The organism is Streptomyces sp. 5K101 (assembly GCF_046506645.1).
Taxonomy (GTDB): Bacteria; Actinomycetota; Actinomycetes; order Streptomycetales; family Streptomycetaceae; genus Streptomyces.
In genome coordinates this window covers 46775-59534 of sequence record NZ_JBKFFO010000009.1, presented here as the reverse complement: position 1 = coordinate 59534, position 12760 = coordinate 46775, and the positions used below count along the sequence as shown (strand labels likewise).

Genomic DNA, 12760 nt, shown 5'->3' with positions numbered 1-12760 from the left:
GGGCGCGGGCGCCGCACGGGAGCTGATGTCTGGCTCGCCGGTTCCCTACGCGATGTGCGTACGGCCTGGCGAAAGTCTCCTGTGTCAATGCGCGGCCCGGCTCAGGTGGCTCCCGAGTGTCCAGAGCCGCGCTACGACGACCGTCCTTACGCGGCGGGACCTTCCGGCGCCGTCGCAGGGGCTGTCCCGGCGGCCGTGGGTGGAGCGGCCGGGGCTGCCGCGCGGTCGGGCGCGAGCGGGTCGGTCACCGTGCCGGACTCCTCGTCGAAGAGCCCCTGCGCCAGCCTGGTCACCGCTGCGGGGACCGGCGGCGCCAGGTCGGCCACAGCTCGGAGACCGGACAGGACGTCGTCGGGTCGTACGGCAGGTGTCACGTGCCGAACAACCAGCCGCAGTATCGCACAAGGGCCCTCTTCCGGCCTATCAGGCTGGGGACGACCCGCCTGCAGGTCGGCGACGGCACCCCGCGCGTCGAAGGTCCGCATGCCGTTCTTCGTCCTCCGCTGGACGTCGACCGTCTCGGCGGCGAGGAACGCGGTCACGGCACGCTCTGCGACCTCCGGCTCGACGCCGTCCAGCCGCAGCTCCCACACGGAGGCGGTGAGCCGGTCGGCGAGCCCAGAGGTGCGGGCCTCGACGGCGTCGGTGATGTCGAGCCCGCCCGGCAGCGACTCGTCGAGCAGCTCGCGCAGCTTGTCGGGGTCGCGGCGCTCGGTGAGGGCGATCTCCAGGTACTCGGCCTCGCTGCCCGTGCCGGTGGGTGCGGCATTGGCGTACGACACCTTCGGGTGCGGGGTGAAGCCCGCCGAGTACGCCATGGGCACCTCGGCGCGCCGCAGCGCGCGCTCGAAGGCGCGCTGGAAGTCACGGTGGCTGGTGAACCGGAGGCGGCCGCGCTTGGTGTAGCGCAGTCGGATGCGCTGCACCGCAGGTGCGGGCGGCGGGCCTTCGGGCTGTCGCTTGCCCAGTGGTTCTTCTCCTCGGTGCGGGGCGGGCGCGGGTGGCGCGCCGCCCTCGGACGTGCGGGGGTCCCTGGGGGCCGGCCGACTCGCCTCAGCCCTGCCTGCGCAGGGAGATCTCGGTCCGGGCCGCCACGCCGGGGACGGTCTGTGGTTGTTGCGTATCCCCCAGGTTACGCGCCCCTCGCGGCGCGCCCGTACGGGCGTAGCGGCCCCGTCCGGATCCGTTCCACCGGCGACCACGTGGCCCCGGAACGGACGAGGGCCCGGCCAGGGGTCTCCCCCTGTGGCCGGGCCCTCCCCCGAGCCGGGGGATCGAGCACTACTTGACGACGGTCAACGGCAGCAGCTTCTTGCCCGTCGGACCGATCTGGATGTGCGTGTCCATCTGCGGGCACACACCGCAGTCGAAGCACGGCGTCCAGCGGCAGTCCTCGACCTCGGTCTCGTCGAGCGCGTCCTGCCAGTCCTCCCAGAGCCAGTCCTTGTCGAGACCGGAGTCCAGGTGGTCCCAGGGCAGGACCTCCTCGTACGTGCGCTCACGCGTCGTGTACCAGTCGACGTCGACGCCGAAGTCCGGCAGCGTCTTGTCGGCGCAGGCCATCCAGCGGTCGTAACTGAAGTGCTCGCGCCAGCCGTCGAAGCGGCCGCCGTCCTCGTAGACGGCGCGGATGACGGCGCCGACGCGGCGGTCACCGCGGGAGAGCAGGCCCTCGACGATGCCCGGCTTGCCGTCGTGGTAGCGGAAGCCGATCGAGCGGCCGTACTTCTTGTCCCCGCGGATCTTGTCGCGCAGCTTCTCCAGCCGCGCGTCGGTCTCCTCGGCGGACAGCTGCGGCGCCCACTGGAAGGGGGTGTGCGGCTTGGGCACGAAGCCGCCGATCGACACCGTGCAGCGGATGTCGTTGGACTTCGAGACCTCGCGGCCCTTGGCGATGACGTTGGCCGCCATGTCGGCGATCTGGAGCACGTCGTCGTCGGTCTCGGTCGGCAGGCCGCACATGAAGTACAGCTTCACCTGACGCCAGCCGTTGCCGTACGCCGTGGCGACGGTCCGGATCAGGTCCTCCTCCGACACCATCTTGTTGATGACCTTGCGCATGCGCTCGGAGCCGCCCTCGGGGGCGAAGGTGAGGCCGGACCGGCGGCCGTTGCGCGTCAGCTCGTTGGCCAGGTCGACGTTGAACGCGTCGACACGGGTCGAAGGGAGGGACAGGCCGATCTTGTCGTCCTCGTACCGGTCGGCGAGGCCCTTGGCGATGTCGCCGATCTCGCTGTGGTCCGCGGAGGACAGGGAGAGCAGGCCGACCTCCTCGAAGCCCGTCGCCTTGAGACCCTTGTCCACCATTTCGCCGATGCCGGTGATGCTTCGCTCCCGCACGGGGCGCGTGATCATGCCGGCCTGGCAGAAGCGGCAGCCGCGGGTGCAGCCGCGGAAGATCTCGACGGACATCCGCTCGTGGACGGTCTCCGCGAGCGGGACCAGCGGCTGCTTGGGGTAGGGCCACTCGTCGAGGTCCATGACGGTGTGCTTGGACACGCGCCACGGCACGCCGGACCTGTTGGGGACGACGCGGGCGATGCGGCCGTCGGGCAGGTACTCGACGTCGTAGAACCCGGGGACGTAGACGCTGCCCGTCTTCGCGAGGCGGAACAGGACCTCCTCGCGGCCGCCGGGCCGGCCCTCCGCCTTCCAGGCGCGGATGATCTCGGTCATGTCGAGCACGGCCTGCTCGCCGTCGCCGATGATCGCCGCGTCGATGAAGTCCGCGATCGGCTCGGGGTTGAACGCGGCGTGGCCGCCGGCGAGCACGATCGGGTCGTCGATCGTCCGGTCCTTGGCCTCCAGCGGGATGCCCGCGAGGTCGAGGGCCGTGAGCATGTTGGTGTAGCCGAGCTCGGTGGAGAAGCTGAGCCCGAAGACGTCGAAGGCGCGGACGGGGCGGTGGCTGTCCACGGTGAACTGCGGCACCCGGTGCTCGCGCATCAGCTCCTCGAGGTCCGGCCACACGCTGTAGGTGCGCTCGGCGAGCACGCCCTCGCGCTCGTTCAGTACCTCGTAGAGGATCATGACGCCTTGGTTGGGCAGTCCGACCTCGTACGCGTCGGGGTACATGAGCGCCCAGCGGACGTCGCAGCTCTCCCACGGCTTGACCGTGGAGTTGAGCTCGCCACCGACGTACTGGATGGGCTTCTGCACATGCGGGAGCAGAGCTTCGAGCTGTGGGAAGACCGACTCGGCAGACATCTGGAACCTTCGTGGAGCTGGCGGGGGCGACTCTCAAGCGTAACCCGATGGAGAGTTGGCCCGGCACGGCGAACGGAGAGCCCCCCGCGGCGGGGAGCGAGCCGCCTCTTCACATCCGGTCGCCGTCAGGCCCGGACCCGCGTGAGCGGGGAAGCTGTGCGTCCCGTTCGGTCAGGAAACGAGCCCCGAGCGCAGTCCCGGCTGGGAAGCCCGCTCCCACACCTCCGGCAGCTCGGCCTCGCGCTCCGCGGCGCGGGCCGACTCCTGGCCGTACAGCAGGCCCCAGGTGAACGACGACTCGCCCGCTCCGTTCGCCGCGATCGCCAGCTCGCGCAGCGCCTCGCGGGCGACGACGCTGTCCTGGTGGTCGCCGAGGACCTTCTGCACGGCCTTCATCCGCTTGGCGAACCGCCGCGCCGGACGGCCCAGCGCCTGCGTCGCCGCCTCGGCGGCGTACCGGGCGCGCTTGGCGGCCTTGCGCGCGTCGTGCAGGGCCACGTCCCTCTCCTGCCCGGCGGGGAGGGCGAGGGCGTGCTCGACCCGGCGGGACAGCCGGTCGTACTCCTTCAGCACGGCGTCCGGCAGCGCGGCGTCGGCCGCCTTGTCGGCGGCCTTCAGCAGCGGGGGGCTCGCGAGCAGGGCGTCCAGGGAGGAGAGGAGGGCCAGGTAGCGCGCGCTGTCGAGGGCGGCGACCGCCGTGCCGCGGGCGTCTGCCTCCCCAGCGGCCGACCATGCCCTCAGGCGGGCTGCGACCGGTCCGAGCAGCAGGGTGTCGGGCAGCGCCGTGACGCGCGAGCGGAGCCGCTCGGCGAGGACCTCCTGGTCGCGTGCGACGCCGAGCTCGCCGGCGAGCCACGTCAGCTCGTCGATCACGGGCTGGGTGGCCGCGCGGTCGAGGATCTTCCGGTACGTGCGCAGGGCGCTGCGCAGCCGCCGGGTGGCGACGCGCATCTGGTGCACGGCGTCGGGCACGTCCCGGCGGACGCCCGGGTCGTAGGCGACGAGCGCGTCGCTCTGGTCGCGCAGGTAGCGCAGGATGTGGTCGCCGGCGGTGCGCGGGGCGGGCTCCTCGGGGCGGGGCGCGGGGGCGGCGCCCGTGTCGGCGAGGGCCCTGGCGAGCTTGGAAGGCGCCGTGGATTTGCGCAGTCCGGCCTTGCGGAGCTTCTTGTCGACGGCGTCGAGGAAGGCCGGGTCGCCGCCGTCGGCGAGTTCGACCTCGACCTCGTCCCAGCGGGCGGCCCCGTCGCCGCCCGGCGGCCGTTCGGCGTGCACCTGGTCCCTGCTGAGCTCGGCGAGGAGGGCGCCGTCGGCGTCGATCAGGTGGCGTACGGCGCGGACGGAGCGGACGCGGACGACCGGGTCGAGCGCGGCCTCGCGCGTGTAGACGCGTACGAGCGCGGCCAGTTCGGCGGGGACGTCGTCGGAGAGGGGCGCCCTGATCTCGTCGCGGATGTCGGGTGCGACGGGCAGCTTGAGGTGCCAGCCGGCGTCGGCGCCGCCGGTCCTGCGGCGCAGGGTGACGGAGGCGGCCGCGAGCCGCAGGTCACCGGTGTCGTAGTAGACGGCGTCCAGCTCGTCGACACCCCGGTCCCGGACGTCGGCGACACCGGAGACCCGTGTCAGGTCCGGCAGCCGGATGTCGGGGCTGGCGTCGTACTTCCGCTCGATCTCGCGCTTGGTGTCCGCCATGCCCTGAATCTAGTCGCCCGCGCGCCGCGGCGGCAGACCGCTGGTGGACGCGCGCCCCCTGACGGACGTGCCGGACGCGGCCGGCTCCCGCCCGGGGGGGGCAGGCCGCGCCGCGCACCCGGGATGCCACCCCGCCCGGGAGCGTGCCCTTCGGGATGCCACCGCGACGGCGGGGCACGGTCGCTGTCGCTCGACAGTGACGGCAGCTTGCCGACGGGCGGGCGGGCGGCGCCCGCGCCCGCCCGTCGAGCAGCGCCGGCCGCGCCCGGCGCGCTCGGCCCCGACGCCGGGCACCCGCCGCCCGGGCGCGCTCAGCCTGCGCGGACCTCGTCGACGGCGACGTCGTCGCCGGCCGAGCGCGCGGGCGGCCACGCTCCGACTTCGCCCGCCCGGCGTCCTGCCGCCCTCCCCCCATAGCCCGTTGAGCATGGGGGTGCCCCCATCGGGCTACGCGCTTATCGGTTTCTGGACCCGGATCGACTGGAGCAGGCCCACCGCGATCCAGACCGCGAACATGGACGTGCCGCCGTACGACACGAACGGCAACGGCAGGCCGGCCACCGGCATGATGCCCATCGCCATGCCGATGTTCTCGAAGGACTGGAAGGCGAACCAGGCGATGATGCCGGCCGCGACGATCGTGCCGTACAGCTCGGTGGTCTCGCGCGCGATGCGGCAGGCGCGCCACAGCACGACGCCGAGCAGCGCCAGGATCAGCCCCGCGCCGAGGAAGCCCAGTTCCTCGCCGGCGACCGTGAAGATGAAGTCGGTCTGCTGCTCGGGCACGAACTGGCCCGTGGTCTGGTGCCCGTTGAACAGCCCGGCTCCGTACAGCCCGCCGGAACCGATCGCGATCCGCGCCTGGTTGGTGTTGTAGCCGACGCCGGCGGGGTCGAGTTCGGGATTGGCGAAGGCGGCGAAGCGGTTGATCTGGTACTCGTCGAGCAGCCCGAGCGCGGCCACCAGGGCCGCGCCCGCGGCGCCCGCGGTGAGGAGGCCGATGATCCAGCGGTTGGACGCGCCCGAGGCGAGCAGGACGCCGAGCACGATCACGACCATGACCATCACGGAGCCGAGGTCCGGCATCATCATGGTGATCGCCATCGGCACGACGGCGAGGCCGAGCGACTTGGCGACCGTGCCGTGGTCGGGATGGAGCTGGTCGCCCGCGTCCACACGAGCGGCGAGCATCATCGCCATCACCAGGATGATCGTGATCTTCACGAACTCGGACGGCTGGAGCGAAAGCCCGCCGATGACGAGCCAGGCGTGGGCGCCGTTGATCGTGGCGCCGAGCGGGGTGAGCACCAGCAGCACGAGCACCACGGAGAGTCCGTAGAGCACGGGCACCGCGCCGCGCAGCAGGCGGTGGCCCAGCCAGATCGTGCCGGCCATCAGCGCGAAGCCGATGCCGATGTTGAGGCTGTGCCGGACCAGGAAGTGGTACGGGTCGCCGTCGTTGAGCTCGGTGCGTCCGCGGGTCGCCGACCACACCAGCAGGGTGCCGATGACCGACAGCGCGATCGACGAGAACATCAGCGGCCAGTCGAGCCTGCGCGCGATCGAGTCGCGGGCGCTCAGCCGGGTCCACAGACCACCGCGCTCGGGGCCGTATCCGGAGACGGAGAAACCGCCTGTCATCTCTCAGTCCCTCCGTGCGGGCGGGCCCGCGAGCGCTGGTACGGGGTCCTTCGGCTTCGGAGGCACGTAGGGCCTGATCTCCGGGGCGTCGATCGAGCCGTCCGGGAAGATCTTGGGCAGGCCCTTCTGCGGCTCGGGAAGCAGGGCCCTCTTCAGGTCCTGGTTGCCCTCCTTGTCCAGGCCGTACATGGCGTCGTAGATGTTGCGCACGGCGGGGCCGGACGCGCCGGAGCCGGTACCACCCTGGGAGATCGTCATGACGATCGTGTAGTCGTCGGTGTAGGTCGCGAACCACGAGGTGGTCTGCTTGCCGTAGACCTGGGCGGTGCCGGTCTTGGCCCGCATCGGGATCTTGTCCTGCGGCCAGCCGCCGAACCGCCAGGCCGCGGTGCCGCCGGGCTCGACGACGGAACGCAGCCCCTTGTCGAGGTCGCTGATGGTCTCGGCGTCCACCGGCAGCTTGCCGTGCGCCTCGGGCTTGATCTCCTCGATCCTCTTCCCGTCGGGGCTGACGACAGCCTTGCCGATGGTGGGGTTGTAGAGGGTGCCGCCGTTGCTGATGGCGGCGTAGGCGGTGGCCAGCTGGATGGGCGTGATGAGGACGTCGCCCTGGCCGATGGCGAAGTTGATGCTGTCGAAGGCCTTCAGCTGGTTGCCTTCGAGGCAGCTCTCGTACGCGATCTGCTGGACGTAGGTGCCGCCCTTCTTGCCCTGCTTGCACCAGGCGTCCTTGTTGGCCTCCCAGAAGCTCTTCTTCCACTGCCGGTCGGGGACGCGGCCGGTGACCTCGTTCGGCAGGTCGATGCCCGTCTCGTCGCCGAAGCCGAAGTCGTGGGCGGTGCGGTAGAACCAGTCGTGGGCGTTCTTCTTGGGCTTGAGGCCGCCGTCGCGCTGCCACTCCTGGTGGCCGAGGCGGTAGAAGACGGTGTTGCAGGAGAACTTGAGGGCGTCGCCGAGGGTGATGGGGCCGTGTCCCTTGGACTCGAAGTTGGCGAAGCTCCGGTTGCCCATGCTGTAGGAGCTGGTGCAGTTGTAGCGGCTGTTGAAGTCGTAGCCCGCACGGACGGCCGCGCTCGCCGACACCACCTTGAAGACGGAGCCGGCGGGTGACTGGCCCTGGATGGCCCGGTTGAGCAGCGGGTAGTTGGAGCCCTTGCCGGTGAGCCGGGCGTAGTCCTTGGCAGAGATGCCGCCGACCCAGGCGTTGGGGTCGTAGTCGGGCTGGGAGGCCATCGCGATGACGCGGCCGGTCCTGGACTCCATGACGACGACGGCGCCCGCGTCGGCCTCGTACTTGCGGCCGGTGACCTTGTCGGTCTCCCCCCGGACGGTCTTCATCGCCTGGTGGAGCTCGTACTCGGCGACGCTCTGGACCCGGGCGTCGATGCTGGTGATCACATTCGAGCCGGGGACGCCCGGGTCGGACTCGGTCTGGCCCATGACCCGGCCGAGCTTGTCGACCTCGTACGAGGTGACGCCCGCCTTGCCGCGCAACTGCTTGTCGTAGGTGCGCTCCAGGCCCGAGCGGCCGACCTGGTCGGAGCGCAGGTGCGGCGAGTCGGTGTCCTTCGCCTTCTGGATCTCCTCGTCGGTGACGGGCGAGAGGTAGCCGAGCACCTGCGACGTGCGGGCCTTGCCGGGTGCGGGGTACCGGCGTACGGCGGTGGGCTCGGCGGTGATGCCCGGGAAGTCCTCGGAACTCTCCCGGATCCGCAGCGCCTGCTGGGTGGTGGCCTCGTCGGTGACCGGGATCGGCTGGTACGGGGAGCCGTTCCAACAGGGCTGCGGCGTCTCGGAGTCGCAGAGCCTGACCTTGTCCATGACCTCCTTCGGCTTCATGCCGAGGACACCGGCGAGCCGGGTCAGGACGGCTTTCCCGTCGTCCTTCATCTTCATCAGGTCGGTGCGGGAGGCGGAGACCACGAGCCGGGTCTCGTTGTCGGCGAGCGGGACGCCGCGCGCGTCGAGGATCGAGCCGCGTACGGCGGGTGAGACGACCCGCTGCACGTGGTTGCCGCTGGCCTCGTCGGCGTACTCGTCGCCGTTGCGGATCTGGAGGTACCACAGCCGGCCACCGAGGGTGAGCAGGAGGGAGAAGACCAGTACCTGGATGATGACGAGCCGGATCTGGACCCGGGGAGTCCGCCCGGTCTCCGGGATGTTGCTCACGCCGCTGCCCCCTCGGTCACAGTCGCTTCACGCCCTTGATGCGTCCGGCCCGTGCCGCCCGTGTCCTGGCGGCCCTGATCCGCAGTCCGCTGCGCTGGGCACCCGTCCTCAGGCCGGTGCCGGTGGACAGCCAGCCGGAGCCGACGTCGGTGCCGCTGCTGCCCTGGCTCTCGCCGAGCGGGTCGTTGTCGCTGCGTCTGGCGAGCCACATGATCAGCGGCACGGTGAAGGGCGCGAGGATCAGGTCGTAGACGGCGGCGGTGAACAGCAGGCTGCTGAGGCCGACATGGCGGGCCTCCGAGTCGCCGACGAGGGCGCCCACTCCCGCGTACAGCAGGGTGGATCCGATCGCGGCGGCGACGACCACGAGCATCGGGCCAGTGGCGGAGCGCAGCTGCTGCCCGTTGTCGGGCCGGATGAGGCCGGCGAGGTAGCCGATGACGCACAGGACGAGCGCATAGCGGCCGGCCGCGTGGTCGGCGGGCGGCGCGATGTCGGCGAGGAGGCCGGCGCCGAAGCCGACGAAGGCGCCCGCGACATGGCCGTAGACCATGGCGAGTCCGAGGACGGTCAGCAGCATCAGGTCCGGGACGGCGCCGGGCAGCTGGAGGCGGGCGAGGATGGTGACCTGGATGACGAGGGCGACCACGACCAGGGTCGCGGAGAGCAGCATCCGGTTGAAGCGCATGGACGGATCAGCTCCTGTTACTCGTCGTCCGGGAAGTCGGCGGCGTTCTCGTCCGGTGGATCCTGTCCGGTGTCCTGCGCCTGCCCGGTGTCCTGCGTCTGCTCGTCCGGTGCCTGGCCGTCCTGCGGGACGTCCTCCCCCTCGCCGTCGGCGCCGGCAGACGCATCGGGCGTGACGGTCACCGTGACGGTGGGTGTCGGCTTGGGCTTCGCGGGCCTGGGCGGCAGCACCATGTCGCGCGGGTCGCTGCTCGGCGCCTGGACGACGACGCCGACGATGTCGAGCCTGCTGAAGGCGGCGTACGGGCGGACGTAGATGTTCCGGGTGAGGTCGCCGCCCGACGGGTCGACGCGGATGACCTCGCCGACCGGGACGCCCGGCACGAACGGCTTGTTGCCCTGCGAGCCGAAGGTGACCAGCCGGTCGCCCTTCTTGACCTTCGACTTGCCGTTGAGCAGCTGGACGAGGAGCGGCCGGTCGCCCTGACCGGTCGCGAAGCCCAGCTCGCTGGTCTTCTCCATGCGCGTGCCGACGGTGAAGTCCGGGTCGTTGGCGAGCAGGACCGTGGAGGTGCGGGGGCCGACGGTGGTGACGCGGCCGACGAGGCCGTCGCCGTTGAGGACGGTCATGTCGCGCCTGACGCCGTCCTCGGCGCCGATGTCGATCGTGACCGTCCAGGAGAAGCCCTGGGCCGCTCCTATGGCGATGACCTCGGCGCCCTTGATCCCGTACTGTCCGGCCGCCGCGGTCCTGATCAGGCCGTCGAGCTCGCGCAGCCGGCTGCGGTTGCGGTCGTCGCTGCCGAGCCGCTGCTTGAGCTCGGCGTTCTCCCGCTCCAGGACGCTGATGCGGTCGTGCCGCTCGCCGGAGTCCCGAACGGCGCCGATGGCGTTGCCGATCGGGTCGACGGCCGCCGCGACACCGTTCTCGACCGGGCCGAAGACCGTGGCCGCGGCCTGCCGTGCTCCGTCGACCGGTGACTCCTCGCCCGCGCGGATGTCCACCGTGATCAAGGCGAACGCGATGGCGATCAGCAGCACCAGGAGCAGCCGGCTCTCTCGTGTGTCCCTCACGTGCGGCGGCCGTGCCTTCCTCGTTGGAATGGTGGTGTCGGTGGAGCTACGGTCCTTCCCCCGAGGCCGAGGCGGAAGGACCCCCTTGTGGGGACCTCGCGGGCCCCGAACGGCGGAGGCGGGCCCGGCGGCTGCCGGGCGCCGCCTCCCGGCTAGCGACGCGGCTGGGCGTCGAGGACCTGCTGGAGCGCCTCGAACTCCTCGACACACTTGCCGGATCCGAGCGCCACCGAGTCCAGCGGGTCCTCGGCGATGTGGATCGGCATGCCCGTCTCGCGGCGGAGCCGCTCGTCGAGGCCGCGCAGCAGTGCGCCACCGCCGGTGAGGACGATGCCGCGGTCCATGACGTCGCCGGACAGCTCCGGCGGGCACTTGTCGAGCGTCGTCTTGACGGCGTCGACGATCGCGTTGACCGGTTCCTCGATGGCCTTGCGGACCTCCGCGGCGGAGATGACGACGGTCTTCGGCAGACCGGAGACGAGGTCACGGCCGCGGATCTCGGTGTGCTCGTCCTTGTCCATCTCGTACGCGGAGCCGATGGTGATCTTGATGCTCTCGGCGGTGCGCTCGCCGAGCAGGAGCGAGTACTCCTTCTTGATGTGCTGGATGATCGCGTTGTCCAGCTCGTCGCCGGCGACGCGGATGGACTGTGCCGTGACGATGCCGCCGAGCGAGATCACGGCGACCTCGGTGGTGCCGCCGCCGATGTCGACCACCATGTTGCCGGTGGCCTCGTGGACGGGGAGTCCGGAGCCGATGGCCGCGGCCATCGGCTCCTCGATGATGTGCACCTGGCGGGCGCCGGCCTGCGTCGACGCCTCGATGACCGCACGGCGCTCGACACCCGTGATGCCGGAGGGCACGCAGACGACGACGCGCGGACGGGCGAGGTACCGGCGCTTGTGGATCTTCAGGATGAAGTAGCGGAGCATCCGCTCGGTGATCTCGAAGTCGGCGATGACGCCGTCCTTCAGAGGCCGGACGGCCACGATGTTGCCCGGCGTCCGGCCGATCATCTTCTTCGCCTCGGCGCCGACGGCGAGAATGCCGCCCGTGTTGGTGTTGATCGCGACGACGGACGGCTCGTTGAGAACGATCCCCCGGCCTCTGACGTACACCAGCGTGTTGGCGGTCCCGAGGTCGACAGCCATGTCACGGCCGATGAACGACATGTTGTTCCCCATGAGGATTCGTCTGGCCTTCCCAAATCGAGCATTGATGGCTTTTCAGGACGGCGAGGTGGGTGCCTGTGGCGTGAGGGCTACATCGTAGTGCCGCCGACCCCGACAACGCGCGCTGGTCCACCTCTGTTTATCGTGACGACGTGTCGCAGCGACACGTTCCCGCAATGCACCCACCTATGCCAAGGGGCGACCGAAATTCCTTCGGTCGCCCCAGGTCATGAGCGCTGTTCGGCTGATGATGCGTCAGGAAAGGCCGGGGAAGAAAATCTTCAGTTCCCGAATGGCGGACTCCTCCGAGTCCGAGGCGTGGATGAGATTCTCCCGGACGATGGTGCCGAAGTCGCCACGAATGGAGCCCGGAGCCGCCGCGATCGGGTCGGTCGGTCCCGCCAGCTGGCGTACACCCTCGATCACGCGCTCGCCCTCGACGACGAGGGCGACGACCGGGCCGGAGGCCATGAAGGCGACCAGCGGCTCGTAGAACGGCTTGCCCTTGTGCTCTCCGTAGTGCTGCTCCAGGGTGTCCGGGTCCAGCGTGCGCAGCTCCAGCGCGCTGATGGTCCAGCCCGCCTTGGCCTCGATGCGGCCGATGATCTCGCCGATCAGGCCGCGTCGTACGGCGTCGGGCTTGAGCAGGACGAGCGTGCGCTCACTCACGGTACGGGCTCCTTCAGGTGCGGATGTCAGGGCCTGGCGCGCCCCAGCCGGGCGGCAGGCACTGATGAGGCTACAGGGCGAAAGCCGCCCGCGATTACGCAGCGTCAGGCCCTGCGGGAGCCTGCGCCTCCCAGCGGGCCTTCGCCTCGTCGATCCTGCGGCCGTAGAACACCGACGCCCACCACAGGCCGGCGAACAGCGCGCCGAGGAAGAACATGGCCGGCACGACGAAACCGCTCGCGATCAGCGCGATCTGGAGCGCCCAGCCCAGCTGGATCCCGCCGGGCCGGGTGATCATGCCGCACAGCAGCACCGAGAGCAGCATCGCGATCCCGCAGACCGTCCACACCGTGGCCATCGAGGCGCCGTCCGACTTCATCGCGACGAGGCCGGCGAAGCCGATCACGAAGAACTCACCGATCAGGGTGGATGCACACAGCGTACGCATCGGG

General features: G+C 70.9%; 10 protein-coding genes. All 10 read right to left on the bottom strand.

All coding sequences use genetic code 11. From position 1 onward, the window contains the following. Positions 1-146: 146 nt before the first annotated feature. Entirely contained in the window at positions 147-926 is a 780-nt protein-coding gene (locus tag ACLB9X_RS18685; protein ID WP_410361516.1) for a TIGR03936 family radical SAM-associated protein, read from the bottom strand. Between the two features lie 355 nt (positions 927-1281). Beyond that, entirely contained in the window at positions 1282-3207 is a 1926-nt protein-coding gene (locus ACLB9X_RS18680) for a TIGR03960 family B12-binding radical SAM protein (RefSeq protein ID WP_410361515.1), read from the bottom strand. 171 nt (positions 3208-3378) lie between these two features. Next, the gene (locus ACLB9X_RS18675; RefSeq protein WP_410361514.1) at positions 3379-4896 is read right to left on the bottom strand and encodes a CHAD domain-containing protein; all 1518 of its coding nucleotides are present in this window, start codon (positions 4894-4896) and stop codon (positions 3379-3381) included. A 447-nt stretch (positions 4897-5343) separates the two neighbouring features. Further along, entirely contained in the window at positions 5344-6537 is a 1194-nt protein-coding gene (gene rodA / locus ACLB9X_RS18670; RefSeq protein ID WP_410361513.1) for a rod shape-determining protein RodA, read from the bottom strand. A gap of 3 nt (positions 6538-6540) precedes the next feature. Continuing rightward, complete coding sequence (mrdA, locus tag ACLB9X_RS18665) at positions 6541-8706, bottom strand: penicillin-binding protein 2 (RefSeq protein ID WP_410361512.1); 2166 nt, start codon at positions 8704-8706, stop codon at positions 6541-6543. Positions 8707-8722: 16 nt separating this feature from the next. Beyond that, positions 8723-9394, bottom strand: coding sequence for a rod shape-determining protein MreD (gene mreD / locus ACLB9X_RS18660; RefSeq protein ID WP_410361511.1), 672 nt, complete (start codon positions 9392-9394; stop codon positions 8723-8725). 17 nt (positions 9395-9411) lie between these two features. Beyond that, entirely contained in the window at positions 9412-10467 is a 1056-nt protein-coding gene (mreC, locus tag ACLB9X_RS18655; RefSeq protein ID WP_410361510.1) for a rod shape-determining protein MreC, read from the bottom strand. Between the two features lie 152 nt (positions 10468-10619). Beyond that, positions 10620-11639 carry a rod shape-determining protein gene (locus ACLB9X_RS18650; RefSeq protein WP_189883677.1) on the bottom strand — a complete coding sequence of 340 codons (1020 nt, stop codon included), beginning with the start codon at positions 11637-11639 and terminating at the stop codon, positions 10620-10622. Between the two features lie 255 nt (positions 11640-11894). After that, the gene (ndk, locus tag ACLB9X_RS18645; protein WP_410361509.1) at positions 11895-12308 is read right to left on the bottom strand and encodes a nucleoside-diphosphate kinase; all 414 of its coding nucleotides are present in this window, start codon (positions 12306-12308) and stop codon (positions 11895-11897) included. Positions 12309-12402: 94 nt separating this feature from the next. After that, positions 12403-12756, bottom strand: coding sequence for a DUF4233 domain-containing protein (locus ACLB9X_RS18640; protein ID WP_410361508.1), 354 nt, complete (start codon positions 12754-12756; stop codon positions 12403-12405). Positions 12757-12760 lie beyond the last annotated feature (4 nt).

Coding starts and splice junctions, on each gene's coding strand:
- ACLB9X_RS18680 (WP_410361515.1), bottom strand. CDS start 3,207: ATGTCTGCCGAGTCGGTCTTCCCACAGCTCGAAGCTCTGCTCCCGCAT.
- ACLB9X_RS18675 (WP_410361514.1), bottom strand. CDS start 4,896: ATGGCGGACACCAAGCGCGAGATCGAGCGGAAGTACGACGCCAGCCCC.
- rodA (WP_410361513.1), bottom strand. CDS start 6,537: ATGACAGGCGGTTTCTCCGTCTCCGGATACGGCCCCGAGCGCGGTGGT.
- mreD (WP_410361511.1), bottom strand. CDS start 9,394: ATGCGCTTCAACCGGATGCTGCTCTCCGCGACCCTGGTCGTGGTCGCC.
- ACLB9X_RS18650 (WP_189883677.1), bottom strand. CDS start 11,639: ATGTCGTTCATCGGCCGTGACATGGCTGTCGACCTCGGGACCGCCAAC.
- ACLB9X_RS18640 (WP_410361508.1), bottom strand. CDS start 12,756: ATGCGTACGCTGTGTGCATCCACCCTGATCGGTGAGTTCTTCGTGATC.